The sequence below is a fragment of the Pseudomonas sp. LBUM1676 genome, from assembly GCF_059695605.1.
The window spans coordinates 6,435,963-6,452,041 of sequence record NZ_CP166777.1; the positions used below are offsets into that span (position 1 = coordinate 6,435,963).

General features: G+C 60.4%; 11 protein-coding genes. 9 read left to right on the forward strand and 2 right to left on the reverse strand.

What is annotated here, in order from left to right; translation table 11 throughout:
• Nucleotides 1–22: 22 nt before the first annotated feature.
• Complete coding sequence (locus ACA041_RS29785) at nt 23–1,399, reverse strand: L-serine ammonia-lyase (RefSeq protein ID WP_497439017.1); 1,377 nt, start codon at nt 1,397–1,399, stop codon at nt 23–25.
• 435 nt (nt 1,400–1,834) lie between these two features.
• On the opposite strand from ACA041_RS29785, the gene ACA041_RS29790 reads away from it, so the two are divergent.
• From ACA041_RS29790 to choV, 3 genes are all read left to right on the forward strand, one after another.
• Nucleotides 1,835–2,785: a choline ABC transporter substrate-binding protein gene (locus ACA041_RS29790; protein WP_497439018.1), complete on the forward strand. Its 951-nt coding sequence runs from the start codon at nt 1,835–1,837 to the stop codon at nt 2,783–2,785.
• A 77-nt stretch (nt 2,786–2,862) separates the two neighbouring features.
• A complete protein-coding gene (choW, locus tag ACA041_RS29795; RefSeq protein WP_497439019.1) occupies nt 2,863–3,708 on the forward strand; it encodes a choline ABC transporter permease subunit in 846 nt (281 codons plus the stop codon).
• Nucleotides 3,705–4,883, forward strand: a complete 1,179-nt coding sequence (choV, locus tag ACA041_RS29800) for a choline ABC transporter ATP-binding protein (RefSeq protein WP_283181978.1) — start codon at nt 3,705–3,707, stop codon at nt 4,881–4,883. The genes choW and choV overlap by 4 nt, the downstream gene beginning before the upstream one ends.
• Before the next feature lie 200 nt (nt 4,884–5,083).
• On the opposite strand, the gene ACA041_RS29805 is transcribed toward choV, so the two are convergent.
• Nucleotides 5,084–7,033, reverse strand: a complete 1,950-nt coding sequence (locus tag ACA041_RS29805) for a BCCT family transporter (protein ID WP_497442195.1) — start codon at nt 7,031–7,033, stop codon at nt 5,084–5,086.
• Between the two features lie 378 nt (nt 7,034–7,411).
• Between ACA041_RS29805 and betI the strand changes: the two genes are divergently transcribed.
• From betI to mdtD, 6 genes are all read left to right on the forward strand, one after another.
• Nucleotides 7,412–8,005 carry a transcriptional regulator BetI gene (gene betI, locus ACA041_RS29810; RefSeq protein ID WP_461956068.1) on the forward strand — a complete coding sequence of 198 codons (594 nt, stop codon included), beginning with the start codon at nt 7,412–7,414 and terminating at the stop codon, nt 8,003–8,005.
• A 109-nt stretch (nt 8,006–8,114) separates the two neighbouring features.
• Nucleotides 8,115–9,587: a betaine-aldehyde dehydrogenase gene (gene betB, locus ACA041_RS29815; protein ID WP_497439020.1), complete on the forward strand. Its 1,473-nt coding sequence runs from the start codon at nt 8,115–8,117 to the stop codon at nt 9,585–9,587.
• A 151-nt stretch (nt 9,588–9,738) separates the two neighbouring features.
• Nucleotides 9,739–11,442, forward strand: a complete 1,704-nt coding sequence (betA, locus tag ACA041_RS29820; protein WP_497439021.1) for a choline dehydrogenase — start codon at nt 9,739–9,741, stop codon at nt 11,440–11,442.
• A gap of 274 nt (nt 11,443–11,716) precedes the next feature.
• Nucleotides 11,717–13,159: a TldD/PmbA family protein gene (locus ACA041_RS29825; RefSeq protein WP_497439022.1), complete on the forward strand. Its 1,443-nt coding sequence runs from the start codon at nt 11,717–11,719 to the stop codon at nt 13,157–13,159.
• A complete protein-coding gene (locus tag ACA041_RS29830) occupies nt 13,159–14,496 on the forward strand; it encodes a TldD/PmbA family protein (protein WP_497439023.1) in 1,338 nt (445 codons plus the stop codon). Before ACA041_RS29825 ends, ACA041_RS29830 begins: the two co-directional genes overlap by 1 nt.
• Before the next feature lie 112 nt (nt 14,497–14,608).
• A complete protein-coding gene (gene mdtD / locus ACA041_RS29835; protein WP_497439024.1) occupies nt 14,609–16,036 on the forward strand; it encodes a multidrug transporter subunit MdtD in 1,428 nt (475 codons plus the stop codon).
• The last annotated feature ends 43 nt before the right edge of the window (nt 16,037–16,079 follow it).

Genomic DNA, 16,079 nt, shown 5'->3' on the forward strand with positions numbered 1-16,079 from the left:
CGGCGAATGGGGCGACTCGGTTTCAGCACTCCACCGCGCTAACCGCCAACCCACCCCGCGATGTCTCTTTATATTTGTCATGCATATCCGCCCCGGTATCACGCATGGTGCGGATCACCCGATCCAGCGAGATAAAGTGCTGACCATCACCGCGCAAGGCCATTTGCGCTGCGTTGATTGCCTTCACCGCGGCAATCGCATTGCGCTCGATGCACGGCACCTGCACCAGCCCGCCGACCGGGTCGCAAGTCAGGCCCAGGTTATGCTCCAGGCCAATTTCCGCCGCGTTGCACAGTTGCTCCGGCGTGGCGCCGAGAATCTCCGCCAATCCGGCCGCCGCCATGGCGCAAGCCGAACCGACCTCGCCTTGGCAACCGACTTCCGCCCCTGAGATCGAAGCGTTCTTTTTGCACAAAATCCCCACCGCAGCCGCACTGAGGAAATAGTCGACCACGTTGGCGTCAGTTACCGCCTCACTGAATTTCATAAAGTAGTGCAGGACCGCCGGAATGATGCCCGCGGCACCGTTGGTCGGCGCCGTGACCATACGCCCGCCAGCGGCGTTTTCTTCGTTGACCGCCAGGGCGAACAGGTTGACCCATTCCATGGCGCTCAACGTCGAACCAATCACGTTGGGTTTGTTCAGCTCCTGCAGGCTACGGTGCAGTCTGGCCGCGCGACGACGCACATTCAGGCCTCCGGGCAGGATGCCTTCATGCTTGAGGCCTTGGTCGACACAATCCTGCATTGCACGCCAAAGCTTCATCAGGCCAGCGCGGATTTCCTCTTCGCTGCGCCAGACCTTCTCGTTGGCCATCATCAATTCGGCCACCCGCAGGTTGTGCTGCTTGCAGAGGCTGAGCAGTTCGACGGCGCTGGAGAAATCGTACGGCAACACCGTGCGATCCAGGTCCACGACACCGCTGCAGGCTTGTGCTTCATCGACGACAAACCCGCCACCGATGGAATAGTAGGTATCGCGATGCAGCTCACCGTCATCGCCTTCGGCAATCAGCGTCATGGCGTTGGGATGGAAAGGCAGGTTTTCATCGATCAGGCGCATGTCCCGGGCCCAGAGGAACGGGACCGGCAGACGACCGTCGAGCAACAAGGTATCGGTTTCACGCAGGGTCGCAATGCGAAGGCCGATCTGCGACGGATCAATCGCGTCCGGCCACTCTCCCATCAGCCCCATGATCACCGCGTTATCGCTGCCGTGACCGATGCCGGTGGCCGACAGCGACCCATACAGCTGAACCTCGACGCGCCGCACGTGCTCCAAAAGACCCTGCTCGCGCAAACCTTGCACAAACAGCGCCGCGGCCCGCATGGGTCCTACGGTGTGCGAACTGGAAGGGCCAATACCGATTTTGAACAGGTCGAAAACGCTGATAGCCATTGCTGCCGAACTCCTGGATGTGCCAACTCCAGACGCAAAAGCGCCTGGTGACGGAGCTGCTACGCTCAAGCTGCAATCCGCCGGTATGGATGCATCATCAGGCTTTTAGCAGGTCATTCGACGTCTGACACCGACGCACTCTTGTCCACAAACGCCGCGTGCGTTTTACGCTGTGTTTTCGCCGTTTTTTTGCGGTTCAGAACGGCGAACAGGGCTGAAAAAAGCTGTAAACGACGTCACCGACACTGGATGCGACCATCCCTGTACTGGTTACGACGCACCCTGTAGGCGTCAGATTTTCAGTGGTACATGATCGTATCGACTCGATTGCAAGGCGCCGTGGCAGAGATGTCTCCAAAACGCCATCCAACCGCAACCTATAAGTGCGGTGGTCCAGTCGGAACACTGCCAAAAAAAACACCAAGGAGTCCATTCATGAAAGGTTCCCCGCCGTTGTTGTTGGCCGCCATGCTGAGTCTGCCGTTTCTGGCGCAAGCCGCAGAACCGGCTCAGTGCAGCACCGTAAACTTCTCCGATGTCGGCTGGACTGACATTACCGTCACTACCGCCACCACCAGCGTCGTGCTCGATGCCCTGGGCTACAAGACCAAGACCACGATGATTTCCGTGCCGGTCACCTACAAATCCCTGGCCGACGGCAAGAACATGGATGTATTCCTCGGTAACTGGATGCCGACCATGGAAAACGACATCAAGGCCTACCGCGACGCCGGCACCGTGGACACCCTGCGTGCCAACCTGGAAAACGCAAAATACACACTCGCCGTCCCCGAAGAGTTGTATAACAAGGGTCTGAAAGATTTCGCCGACATCGCCAAGTTCAAGAAAGAACTCGACGGCAAGATCTACGGCATCGAACCGGGCAACGACGGCAACCGCCTGATCCAGAGCATGATCGACAAGAACGCCTTCGGCTTGAAAGACGCCGGCTTCAAGGTGGTCGAGTCCAGCGAGGCAGGCATGCTCTCGCAAGTCGATCGCGCCCAGCGCCGCAACACCGCCGTGGTGTTCCTGGGCTGGGAACCGCACCCGATGAACACTCGATTCAAGATGAAGTACCTGACCGGCGGCGACGATTTCTTCGGCCCGAACTTTGGCCAGGCGACCATCTACACCAACACCCGCAAGGGCTACGCCCAGGAATGCAGCAACGTGGGTCAGTTGCTGAAAAACCTGGTGTTCACCCTCGACATGGAAAGCACGCTGATGGGCAACGTCCTGGACGACAAAATGAAGCCTGACGCGGCCGCCAAGGCCTGGCTGAAAAAGAATCCACAGGTGCTCGATACCTGGCTCGCTGGCGTGACCACCATTGACGGTAAACCAGGCCTGGAGGCCGTGAAAACCAAGCTCGCGCAGCCTTGAATTAGGAAGCATCGCTTACGCCGGGCGAGTTCGCTCGCCCGGGCTGTTAATTTCCTTGCATGCGGACGTTCACTACCATGCTGATTGATCAGAAAATACCTTTAGGCCAGTACATCGCGGGCTTCGTTGAATGGTTGACGCAAAACGGCGCCAGCACCTTCGACGCCATCGCCGTGTCACTGGAAACGATGATCCACGGCGTGACTTTTGCGCTGACCTGGTTCAACCCGCTGGCATTGATCGGCATCATTGCGCTCATCGCACACTTCATTCAACGAAAGTGGGGCCTGACCGTTTTTGTCATCGCCTCCTTCCTGCTGATCCTCAACCTAGGGTACTGGCAGGAAACCATGGAAACCCTCGCCCAGGTGTTGTTCGCCACCCTGGTATGCGTGTTGATCGGCGTGCCATTGGGCATCGTCGCCGCGCACAAACCGATGTTCTACACACTGATGCGTCCGGTGCTCGATCTGATGCAGACCGTGCCGACCTTCGTGTACCTCATTCCTACCCTGACCCTCTTCGGTCTAGGTGTGGTCCCGGGCCTGATCTCTACGGTGGTGTTCGCGATTGCCGCGCCTATCCGCCTGACCTACCTGGGTATCCGTGATGTTCCCGCAGAACTGATGGACGCCGGCAAAGCCTTCGGCTGCTCGCGCCGTCAACTACTCGCACGCATCGAACTGCCCTACGCCATGCCAAGCATCGCGGCCGGTATCACCCAGTGCATCATGCTGTCGTTGTCGATGGTGGTGATCGCGGCACTGGTGGGCGCCGACGGCCTGGGCAAACCCGTGGTCAACGCACTGAACACTGCTGATATCGCCCTGGGCTTCGAAGCCGGCCTGGCGATCGTACTGCTGGCGATCATGCTCGACCGTATCTGCAAACAACCCGACGCTAAAGTAGGGGGTGACGCATGAGCATTATTCGCTTCGAAGACGTCGACGTAATCTTCTCCAAAGACCCGCGCGAGGCCTTGAAACTCCTCGATCAAGGCATGACCCGCGACCAGATCCTGAAAAAGACCGGGCAGATTGTCGGCGTCGAAAAGGCCAGCCTGGACGTCGAAAAGGGCGAAATCTGCGTCCTGATGGGCCTGTCCGGCTCCGGCAAATCCAGCTTGCTGCGCTGCATCAACGGCCTCAACACCGTCAGCCGTGGCAAGTTGTTCGTCGAGCACGAAGGCAAGCAGATCGACATCGCTTCCTGCACCCCGGCGGAACTGAAAATGATGCGCACCAAGCGCATCGCGATGGTGTTCCAGAAGTTCGCCCTGATGCCTTGGCTGACCGTTCGCGAGAACATCAGCTTCGGTCTGGAAATGCAGGGCCGTCCGGAGAAGGAACGGAAAAAGCTGGTCGATGAAAAACTCGAACTGGTGGGCCTGACCCAGTGGCGCAACAAGAAGCCCGACGAGCTGTCCGGCGGCATGCAGCAACGTGTGGGCCTGGCCCGCGCGCTGGCGATGGACGCCGACATTCTGCTGATGGACGAACCGTTCTCGGCCCTCGACCCGCTGATCCGCCAAGGTCTGCAAGACGAACTGCTGGAGCTGCAAAGCAAGCTGAACAAAACCATCGTCTTCGTGAGCCACGACCTTGATGAAGCCCTGAAGCTGGGCAGCCGTATCGCGATCATGAAAGACGGTCGGATCGTCCAGTACAGCAAGCCGGAAGAGATCGTCCTCAACCCTGCGGACGACTATGTGCGGACCTTCGTCGCCCACACCAATCCGCTGAACGTACTCTGCGGTCGCAGCCTGATGCGCACCCTGGACAACTGCAAACGCATCAACGGTTCGGTATGCCTGGATCCGGGCGGCGATTCCTGGCTGGACCTGGCCGAAGGCAACACCATCAAAGGCGCACGCCAGAACGGCGCGAGCCTGGACCTGCAGAACTGGATCCCCGGGCAAGCGGTGGAAGGCCTGGGACGTCGGCCTACGCTGGTGGACTCGAACATCGGCATGCGCGATGCACTGCAGATTCGTTATCAGACGGGCAATAAGCTGGTGCTGCACGACAACAACAAGGTCGTGGGGATTCTGGGCGACAGCGAGCTGTATCACGCGCTGCTCGGCAAAAACCTGGGGTAAGGCAACAGACAAAAAAACGCCGCGAGAGGATCGCGGCGTTTTTGTTTATGGGATATCGGGTGATGTGGCGTTGAAGTTGCAACCCCCATCGCCAGCAGGCTGGCTCCCACATTATTGGAATGCATTCTCCTGTGGGAGCCAGCCTGCTGGCGATGAAGCCGACGCGGTGCTTCAGACCGAAACACCGCGTCCTTGATTACTTAGCTATAAACCCGGCCAAGGAGTTGCCGATGGCTTTCAAACTGATCGAGCACGTCACGGGTGATCTGCTCCTGAGTGAAGCCCATCAAGTCGTAATCCTGGCTGCCGTTGTGCAGGTACACCTCGGCGCGGTAGTAGCGCGCACGCGGTTCATCAGCACTTTCAGCCGATACCGTCTCGCTCGCTGCCGCCAGATAACCATCCAGGCTCACCTCGTAGACAAACGGGTTGCCCTCTTCCATCTCAATGCGCACACCCATGCAGCGCTTGGCCTTGCCCAGCAGCGTTTGCACATCCAGCCCCTGCCCGCGCAACTGCACCGCAGCCTCTTCCAGCGCCGGGCTGACCTGTTTGTCCATGAAACGTTGCACGATCGATTGGTTCGGTTGCAGGTCCAGTTGAGTCAACCGCTCGCTGAAACCACGACGACCGCGGGCTGCGAGTTCCGCTTGCTCCTGTTCGATCTGCACGTCCTGGCGCATGGCCTTGTGCAAGCCGAACATGAAGAACACCAGCACCACCGAGAACGGCAGACCGGCCAGCACCACCATGGTTTGCATGGCTTCGAAGTTACCGGCGAACAACAGGCCGATCGTCACCAGCGTGATCACCGCCGACCAGAAGATCCGCAGCCAGTGCGGGGCGTCTTCATCGACGTTACCGCCCTTGCACGAAAGGTTGGCCATCATCACCGCGCCGGAGTCCGCCGGGGTCAGGAAAAGCACGAAGCCGACAAAGATCGACACGCCGATCACCACCTTCGACGCCGGGTAATGCTCCAGCAATTGGTAGATCGCCATGGACGGCTGTTCCAGTGCCGTCTTCCCGAGTTCCACCGCCCCATGGTTCATCACCAGGTCCAGGGCCGAGTTACCAAAGATCGACAGCCACGCCAGGGTGAAACCCAGCGGGATCAGCAGCACGCCGGCCACCAGTTCGCGCACCGTGCGACCACGGGAAATCCGCGCGATGAACATGCCGACGAATGGGGCCCAGGAAATCCACCAGGCCCAATAGAACAGGGTCCACAGTCCCAACCAGCGGTCGGATTTCTCACTGTCGCCTTCGTATACATAGAGGTCGAAGGTCTTCAGCACCACGCCGTTCAGATAATCCCCTACGTTCTGCACAAAACCGTTGAGCAAGTGCAGGGTCGGGCCAAACAGCAGCACGAAAATCAACAGGCCGCTGAACAGCACGATGTTCAGGTTGGACAGACGGCGAATACCGTTTTCCACGCCAGACACGGCCGCAATGGTCGCCACGGTGCTCATCACGATGATCACGATCAGCAAGTTGGTGTTGCTGTGCTCCATGCCGAACAGGTTTTCCAGCCCGGAAGACACTTGCAGCGAACCGATCCCCAGGTTCGTCACCAGGCCCAACAGGGTCACGAACATGCCAAAGCCGTCCACCGCGTGACCGGCCGCGCCCTTGACCCAACGCTCGCCGACCAGCGGATACAACGCCGAACGCAGCGCCAGCGGCTGGTTATGCCGATAGGCAAAGTAAGCAACGGCCAGGCCGACCAAGGCATAGATCGCCCAGCCATGCAGGCCCCAGTGCAAGAATGTCAGCTGCACCGCCTGGCGCGCGGCCATGTTGCTGGCTGCAACGCCTTCCGGCGGGTTGAAGTAATGATCCAGCGGCTCGGAAGCACCGAAGTACAGCAGCGAAATGCCAATACCCGACGAAAACAACATCCCCGCCCAGGCGCCGTAGCTGAAGTCCGGGGTGTCGTCCTTGCTGCCCAGTTTGAGCTTGCCGTAGGAAGAAAATGCCAGGCCGACCACGAACACCAGGTAGGCGGCGATCACCACCATGTAGTACCAGCCGAAGCTGCGGGACAGCCAGGCCTGGGCCATACCGAGCATTCTGCCGGCCTCTTGCGGGGCGATGATCAGGATGGCGGTCAACAGCAGGATCAGCGCGGTAGAGGTGTAGAACACCCAACCGTTGACCGTCACCTTCTCGGGCGGGGTCTTTATAAGAGAGGCAGAACTCATGGCACAGAGGCTCCGGCAGTGCGAGAGAAGAACACAAGGCAACGCGACACCCGACTAATCGGTTAGTTGGCAGCCGACCGACGGGTGATATAAAGACACCCCGAAAAAAGCCCGATCCCCAGGAACGCCAGCGCGTATAGGTTTCGAGCGATTTTGGATGTCGGTTTATCGCCATTTACACGTAGGAAAAATCTGCAAACAGCGACGATTTGTCGCAGATCTTATTCTTTGTTGATTGAACGTTCAATCAAAACAAAATAGACTGGCCTTCAATCCGATAGACGTCTTGCGTCTGCCGGAAGGCCTAAGGAGATGTGCAAGATGCCCAAGGTCGGTATGCAACCCATCCGCCGCCAACAGTTGATCGAAGCCACGCTGCAGGCGGTAGATCAGGTCGGAATGGGGGACGCCAGCATTGCGCTGATCGCCCGTTTGGCCGGTGTCTCGAATGGCATCATCAGTCATTATTTTCAGGACAAGAACGGCCTGATTGCTGCCACGGCGCAGTACCTGATGAGTGTCCTCAGCGAGAACGTCACCGCACGCCGTCAGGCGCTGACAGATGACAGCCCACGGGCGCATCTGCAGGTGATTATCGAAGGCAACTTCGACGCCAGCCAGGTCAATGGCCCGGCAATGAAAACCTGGCTGGCCTTTTGGGCCACCAGCATGCACCACCCGTCTTTGCACAGGTTGCAGCGGATCAACGATCACCGTCTGTATTCCAACCTGTGCTGCCAGTTCCGCCGTGTATTGCCGCTCGATGATGCGCGCAGTGCAGCCCGTGGCCTGGCAGCCCTCATTGACGGTTTGTGGTTGCGCGGCGCGTTGTCGGGAGATGCTTTCGACACCGGGCAGGCGCACCAGATCGCTTACGAATACATGGATTTCCAATTGGCCAAGCAGGTGAGTTAGAGCACACATAACCGCTCAGCCCCTGAACCGCCACTGATCAGCGTTGCCCAAAGCTATAAGGCACGCCCGGTGGTTACCGCCAACCAACTTATGCTCTTGCGAGGACTATATGGCCCGTTTCGAACTGCAAAAACTCTACATCGATGGCGGCTACAGTGACGCCAGCAGCGACGCCACCTTCGAAGCCATCAACCCGGCTAACGGTGAAGTCCTCGCAACCGTACAGCGTGCGACCAAGGAAGACGTCGAGCGCGCCGTCGTCAGCGCCGAAAAGGGCCAGAAGATCTGGGCCGCGATGACCGCCATGGAGCGTTCGCGCATCCTGCGTCGTGCCGTCGACATCCTGCGCGAGCGCAACGATGAACTGGCCGCCCTGGAAACTCTGGACACCGGCAAGTCGTACTCCGAAACCAGGTATGTCGACATCGTTACCGGTGCTGACGTGCTGGAATACTACGCAGGCCTGGTGCCCGCGATCGAAGGCGAGCAGATCCCGCTGCGCACCACTTCGTTCGTCTACACCCGTCGCGAACCGCTGGGCGTGGTGGCCGGTATCGGCGCGTGGAACTACCCGATCCAGATCGCCCTGTGGAAATCCGCACCTGCCCTGGCGGCCGGTAACGCGATGATCTTCAAGCCAAGCGAAGTCACCTCGCTGACCACGCTGAAACTGGCCGAGATCTACACCGAAGCTGGCGTTCCGGCTGGCGTGTTCAACGTCCTGACCGGCAGCGGTCGTGAAGTCGGCACCTGGCTGACCGAGCACCCGCGCATCGAAAAAATCTCCTTCACCGGCGGCACCGACACTGGTAAGAAGGTTATGGCCAGCGCTTCGGGCTCGTCCTTGAAAGACGTGACCATGGAATTGGGCGGCAAGTCCCCGCTGATCATCTTCGACGACGCCGACCTCGATCGCGCCGCCGACACCGCGATGATGGCCAACTTCTACAGCTCCGGTCAGGTCTGCACCAACGGCACTCGCGTGTTCGTGCCAAGCCACCTCAAAGCCGCGTTCGAAGCCAAGATCGCCGAGCGCGTAGCGCGCATCCGCATCGGCAACCCGGGAGACGAGAACACCAACTTCGGCCCGCTGGTCAGCTTCGCCCACATGGAAAGCGTGCTGGGTTACATCGCCAAAGGTAAGGAAGAAGGCGCTCGCCTGCTGTGCGGCGGTACTCGCCTGACCGACGGCGAGTTCGCCAAGGGCGCGTTCGTGGCACCGACCGTGTTCACCGACTGCACCGACGAGATGACCATCGTTCGCGAAGAAATCTTCGGCCCGGTGATGAGCATCCTGTCCTACGAGACCGAAGAAGAAGTGATCCGTCGTGCCAACGACACCGACTTCGGCCTGGCGGCTGGCGTCGTCACCAAGGACCTGAACCGCGCTCACCGCGTAATTCATCAACTGGAAGCCGGTATCTGCTGGATCAACGCCTGGGGCGAGTCCGACGCGAAGATGCCGGTCGGCGGCTACAAGCAGTCGGGTGTTGGCCGTGAGAACGGCATCAGCTCGCTGAACAACTTCACACGCATCAAATCGGTACAGGTCGAACTGGGCGATTACGCCTCGGTGTTCTAAGCAGGCATCTGCTTTGCCTGCGAGGCCGTCATCGCCAGCAGACTGGCTCCCACAGGAGTTCACATTCCAGTGTGGGAGCCAGCCTGCTGGCGATCGAGTGCGCAGCACTCGCAACGGTCTGACCTGACCACTTTCAAAGAGGGTGCATTCAATGTCCCAAGAATTCGATTACATCATCATCGGTGCCGGCTCGGCCGGTAACACCCTGGCGACCCGCCTGACTGAAGACGAAGGCGTCACCGTCCTGCTGCTCGAAGCGGGCGGCCCGGACTACCGCCTGGATTTCCGCACGCAAATGCCGGCCGCCCTGGCGTTCCCTCTGCAAGGCCGTCGCTACAACTGGGGTTACGAAACCGATCCAGAGCCACACATGGACGGTCGCCGGATGGAATGCGGTCGCGGCAAGGGCCTGGGCGGCTCTTCGCTGATCAACGGCATGTGCTACATCCGCGGCAACGCCCTGGACTACGACAACTGGTCGAAACTGCCCGGTCTGGAAGACTGGAGCTACCTCGACTGCCTGCCGTATTTCCGCAAGGCAGAAACCCGTGACATCGGCGCGAACGACTACCACGGTGGCGACGGCCCGGTCAGCGTGACCACGCCCAAAGCCGGCAACAACCCGCTGTTCCACGCGATGGTTGAAGCAGGCGTGCAAGCCGGTTACCCGCGAACCGACGACCTGAACGGTTACCAGCAAGAAGGCTTCGGGCCGATGGACCGTACCGTGACGCCGAACGGCCGTCGCGCCAGTACCGCCCGCGGTTACCTGGACATCGCCAAGAAGCGTTCGACCCTGACCATCGTCACCCACGCCCTGACCGACAAGATCCTGTTCGAAGGCAAGCGTGCAGTTGGCGTGCGCTACCTGATCGGCTCCGCTGAAGAGCGCGTTGAAGCCCGCGCCCGCAAAGAAGTGTTGCTGTGCTCCGGCGCCATCGCTTCGCCGCAGATTCTGCAACGCTCCGGTGTCGGCCCGGCCGAACTGCTGAACAAGCTCGACATCCCGGTGGTCCACGACCTGCCGGGCGTCGGCGAGAACCTGCAGGATCACCTCGAGTTGTACCTGCAATATGCTTGCACCCAACCGGTCTCGCTGTACCCGTCGTTGCTCTGGTACAACCAACCGGCCATCGGTGCCGAGTGGCTGTTCAACGGCACCGGTATCGGCGCCAGCAACCAGTTCGAAGCCGGCGGATTCATCCGCACCCGTCCGGAATTCGATTGGCCGAATATCCAGTACCACTTCCTGCCGGTCGCGATCAATTACAACGGCAGCAACGGGGTGAAGGAACACGGCTTCCAGGCGCACATGGGTTCCATGCGTTCGCCGAGCCGCGGTCGCATCCAGGCCAAGTCCAAGGATCCTCGCGAGTACCCGAGCATCCTGTTCAACTACATGGCCACCGAGCAGGACTGGCAGGAATTCCGCGACGGCATCCGCCTGACCCGGGAAATCATGCAACAGCCTGCGCTGGATGCTTTCCGTGGCCGCGAAATCAGTCCGGGCATCGAGGTGCAAACCGACGAGCAACTCGACAAGTTCATCCGCGAACACGCCGAAACCGCGTTCCACCCATCCTGCTCGTGCAAGATGGGCGCCGACGAGATGGCCGTGGTCGATGGCGAGGGTCGCGTGCACGGCATGCAAGGCCTGCGCGTGGTCGATGCTTCGATCATGCCGATCATCACCACCGGCAACCTGAACGCGCCAACGATCATGATCGCCGAGAAAATCGCCGACAAGATCCGTGGTCGCCAGCCGTTGCCGCGCAGCAAGGCTGATTACTACGTGGCAGGCGAAGCGCCGGTGCGTGGAAAGCCAATGCGGGAAGTGAGCCTGACTGCTCAGTAAGACCGTTATACCGAGGCGCGGCCTTCGCGAGCAGGCTCGCTCCCACATTTGGTCTTTGGTGTTCACAGAATCTGTGTTCACTGAAGATCCCTGTGGGAGCGAGCCTGCTCGCGAAGGGGCCCTACGAAACACAACACCTCTCCTGGCAATCCTTTCCTACACCGATCCAAGCTTGATCCTACCCCCACGCAGGCCTAATCTAGCGCCACGCAATCGTTTCACCCCCCCCTCGCAATACCGATACATCGCAACCCCATGCCAAGGAGGTTCCCGAATGTTCGATTTCCACCCCCAGCTCAAGCAGCGCTTCGCTGCCTTGCGCACGGGCGCTGAATTCTTTTCGCTGCGTTATGTGCGCGAGTCCGGCCAGTACCTGTCGGTGCGCAAGAACGTCGCCGAACCTCCAAGCCTGAGCCGCGACGAAGGCGCGATGCTGACCGTCCGGGTCAATGGCGTGGAAGCCTACGCCGCGACCAACGACCTGTCGCAATCCGGCCTGCAGGCCGCGCTGGAAAAAGCCGAGCAACAAGCCCGGCGACTCAAGCCCCATGCCTTGCTCGACGTGCGCGAACAAGCCGTCTCCAGCGATCGCGCCGACTATTTTTCGCCGGACCTGGATCAGCCCTTCCCGTCCCTGAGTGACTGCTACCAACTGCTGGGCGCCGAATCCGCGTCCGTGCCCAAGGACGAGCGACTGGTGAACTGGCAGGTCAGCATCGGCATCACCCACGTCGAGCAGATCTACCTCAGCAGCGCCGGTGCCGAACTGCGTCAGGCCCAACGTTTCGTCTATCCCAGCCTGGACGTCACCGCCTACGACGGCAACGACAGCCAGACCCGCACCCTGGGCCGCGAAAACTTTGGCCAGCAGGGCGGCTTTGATGTAATCAGCCGTTGTGGCCTGATCGGCGCAGGCCCGAAAATCGCAGACCAGGCGCTGCAATTGTTGCTGGCACCGAACACTCCACAAGGCCCGCGCGACCTGTTGCTGATGCCCGACCAGATGATGCTGCAGATCCACGAATCCATCGGTCACCCACTGGAGCTCGACCGGATTCTCGGCGATGAGCGCAATTACGCCGGCACCAGCTTCGTCAAGGCAGAAGACTTTGGCCACCTGCAATACGGCTCCAGCCTGCTCAACGTGACCTTCGACCCGGACATCCCCGAACAGCTCGCCAGCTACAGCCATGACGACGACGGCAGCGCCGCCAGCAAGCAATTTCTGATCAAGGAAGGTTTACTGCTACGACCATTGGGCGGTGCACTGTCGCAATTCCGGGCCGGCATGGACGGCGTTGCCAACAGCCGCGCCTGCGGCTGGAACCGTCCGCCGATCGACCGCATGGCCAACCTGAACATCGAGCCTGGCGATCAACCGCTGGAGCAACTGATCGGCAATATCGAACACGGCATTCTGATGAGCACCAACCGTTCGTGGTCGATCGACGATGCGCGCAATAAATTTCAGTTCGGCTGCGAGTGGGCTCAGCTGATTGAAAACGGCGAACTCAAGGGCGTGGTGAAAAATCCTAACTACCGGGCGATTTCCGCGCAATTCTGGAAAAGCCTCAGCGCCGTCGGTGACGCCAGCACCTTCAAGGTGTTGGGCACACCCAACTGTGGCAAGGGCGAACCGAATCAGGTGATCCGCGTCGGCCATGCCTCGCCGGCCTGTGTGTTCAGCCATGTGGATGTGTTTGGAGGAGATGCCTGATGAGTACGTCGAAAAGTCAGGTCGAATCGTTCAAGGCACTGGTTAGCTGGTTGCGCGACTCGATTCGCGAACCTGAACAATTCACCCTCAGCTACGCGGCGGAATCGTCGGCCTTCGTGCGCTTCAACCATGCCAAGGTGCGCCAGGCGGGCCAGGTGCAGCAGGCTAGCGTCGGTTTCAAACTGATCAACCAAGGTCGCCATGCCGACCTCGACATCACGCTGGCGGGCGATCCGCAAGTCGACCTTCAACGCTTGGCCGAAGGTCTGCAACAGTTGCGTGAAACCTTGCCGTTGCTACCGCAGGACCCATACCTGCTGCTCAATTACAACGGCTGGCAGAGCAAGAACGTGCAGGAGCATCCGCTGCCGGATACCGAGCAAGCGGTTGCCCAAATCGCCCAGGCTGCCGAAGGGTTGGACCTGGTGGGTTTCTACGCCGCCGGCCCGATCAGTCGTGGTTTCGCCAGTTCTGCGGGCGCGTTCGGCTGGCATCAAGCCAACAGCTTCAACTTCGATTTCAGCCTGTTCCACGAAAATGGCCAAGCCGTCAAAGCCAGCTATGCCGGACACGAATGGAACAGCGAAGGGTTCGCCAGGCGCTTTGCGCAGGCGCGCGAGCAGTTGGCGTTTCTCGGCAGACCGCAACGCACCCTGGCGCCGGGTCAGTATCGCGCCTACCTGGCGCCGGCCGCCTTGGGCGAAATCATGGACATGCTCGGCTGGGGCGGTTTCTCGGCGCAGTCGATTGCCAGCAAGAACAGTCCGCTGCAGAAGCTTTACGCAGGCGACAGTTCGTTCAGCCCGCTGGTGTCGGTCGATGAAAAAGTCAGCGGTTCGTTGAGCCCGGCATTTTCCGGTGAAGGGTATCCGCGCAGCGATCTGGGGTTGATCGTCAAGGGCAAGGCCGGCGCGCAGATGGTCAGTTCGCGCAGCGCTGCCGAGTACGGCCTGACCGCCAACGGTGCCAGCGGTGGTGAAATGCCGAGTGCATTGAACATGGCCGCCGGCACGTTGCCTGATGCAGAGATTCTCAAGCAACTGGGCACTGGCTTGTACATCAGCAATCTCTGGTACCTGAACTATTCGGATCAGCCCGCGGCACGCCTGACCGGCATGACGCGGTTTGCGACCTTCTGGGTCGAGAACGGCGAGATTCAGGCGCCGGTGAGCACCATGCGTTTTGATGACAGTGCCTACAGTTTGCTCGGTTCGCAGCTGGAAGCACTGACCGAGGAGCGCGAGTTGTTGCTGTCGGCGAGCACCTACAGCCAGCGCGCGACGGCCTCGGCGTTGTTGCCGGGGGCGCTGATCAGCCGCCTTACGCTGACCCTGTAAAAAGCATCGCGAGCAAGCTCGCTCCCACATGGACGGCGAACATCCTGTGGGAGCGAGCTTGTTCGCGATGAAGTCACCACGGACTCCCTGAATCACACCCACAAGAGGTCCCATGCCCAACCGCCAACCTCTCGATGCTGTGACTGCCCGCTGGGTGCCCTGGGTTGTCGCCATCGCATTCTTCATGCAGTCCCTCGACGGGACCATCCTCAACACCGCCCTGCCCGCCATGGCCCGAGACCTGGCGGAAGATCCGCTGCGCATGCAAGGCGTGATCATCGCTTACATGCTCACCGTCGCCCTGCTGATCCCCGCCTCGGGCTGGATCGCCGACCGCTTCGGCACCAGGAAAATCTTCTTTGGCGCAATCCTGCTGTTCAGCCTTGGCTCGTTGCTTTGCGCCCTGTCGAGCAGCCTGGGCATGCTGATCGGTGCCCGGGTGATTCAGGGCCTGGGCGGTGCGCTGATGCTGCCGGTCGGGCGCCTGGTGGTGCTGCGTGCCTACCCGCGCTCGGAGCTGGTGCGGATCATGGGCTTCATCACCATTCCCGGCCTGCTCGGCCCGTTACTCGGCCCGACCATGGGCGGCTGGATGGTCGAATACCTGACCTGGCACTGGATCTTCCTGATCAACCTGCCGGTGGGTGCCGTCGGTTGCTACGCCGTGTGGAAATTCATTCCCGATCTGCGCGGCACCGAGCGCACCCGTTTCGACAGCCTGGGTTTTGTACTGTTTGGCGCGGCGATGGTGCTGATTACCATCGCCATGGAAGGACTCGGCGAACTGCACCTGCCGCACTTGCGGGTGATGTTGCTGCTGTTTGGCGGCATGGCGTGTCTGGCGGCGTACTGGCTACGGGCCGGGCACATCGATAATCCGCTGTTCGCGCCGTCGCTGTTCAAGACCCGGACGTTTGCCGTGGGCATTCTGGGCAACCTGTTCGCCCGCCTGGGCAGTGGCGCGTTGCCGTTCCTCGTACCCTTGCTGCTGCAAGTGGCGCTGGGCTATTCGCCGTCCCAGGCAGGGATGAGCATGTTGCCGCTGGCCGCCGCGGCGATGGTCGCCAAATCGGTGGCGCGACCGCTGATCGAACGCCTGGGCTATCGCATCGTGCTGACCGGTAACACCCTGGCGCTGGGAATTATGCTGGCGAGCATGGGCCTGGTCAGCGAGCAGACGCCGTATTGGCTGTTGCTGGGGATGCTGGCAATTCTCGGCGCGATCAACTCGTTGCAGTTCACTGCGATGAACACCGTGACCCTGATCGACCTCGACGACGCCAGCGCCAGCAGCGGCAACAGCTTGCTGTCGGTGGTCGCGCAACTGTCCCTGAGCCTGGGTGTTGCCTGCGCCGGCGCCCTGCTCGGCGGCTTCACCGCAGAAGCCGGCAACGACGGCGTAGACACGGTTCTGGGTGCGTTCCAGCTGACCTTTGTGACCGTTGGCATCATGGCGATGCTGGCCGCGACCATCTTCTCGCAGCTCTCAAAGGAAGACGGACGGCGCGTCAAGCGTCCGGAAGAACACATAGAGCCTTAGGGCGAATGGCCATGGGACTGATACACTGCGCGACATTTTGTTT

What these genes read in the sequence shown, in the direction of transcription:
- ACA041_RS29785 (WP_497439017.1), bottom strand. Translation starts at nt 1,399, where the DNA reads ATGGCTATCAGCGTTTTCGACCTGTTCAAAATCGGTATTGGCCCTTCC.
- ACA041_RS29790 (WP_497439018.1), top strand. Translation starts at nt 1,835, where the DNA reads ATGAAAGGTTCCCCGCCGTTGTTGTTGGCCGCCATGCTGAGTCTGCCG.
- choW (WP_497439019.1), top strand. Translation starts at nt 2,863, where the DNA reads ATGCTGATTGATCAGAAAATACCTTTAGGCCAGTACATCGCGGGCTTC.
- choV (WP_283181978.1), top strand. Translation starts at nt 3,705, where the DNA reads ATGAGCATTATTCGCTTCGAAGACGTCGACGTAATCTTCTCCAAAGAC.
- betI (WP_461956068.1), top strand. Translation starts at nt 7,412, where the DNA reads ATGCCCAAGGTCGGTATGCAACCCATCCGCCGCCAACAGTTGATCGAA.
- betB (WP_497439020.1), top strand. Translation starts at nt 8,115, where the DNA reads ATGGCCCGTTTCGAACTGCAAAAACTCTACATCGATGGCGGCTACAGT.
- betA (WP_497439021.1), top strand. Translation starts at nt 9,739, where the DNA reads ATGTCCCAAGAATTCGATTACATCATCATCGGTGCCGGCTCGGCCGGT.
- ACA041_RS29825 (WP_497439022.1), top strand. Translation starts at nt 11,717, where the DNA reads ATGTTCGATTTCCACCCCCAGCTCAAGCAGCGCTTCGCTGCCTTGCGC.
- ACA041_RS29830 (WP_497439023.1), top strand. Translation starts at nt 13,159, where the DNA reads ATGAGTACGTCGAAAAGTCAGGTCGAATCGTTCAAGGCACTGGTTAGC.
- mdtD (WP_497439024.1), top strand. Translation starts at nt 14,609, where the DNA reads ATGCCCAACCGCCAACCTCTCGATGCTGTGACTGCCCGCTGGGTGCCC.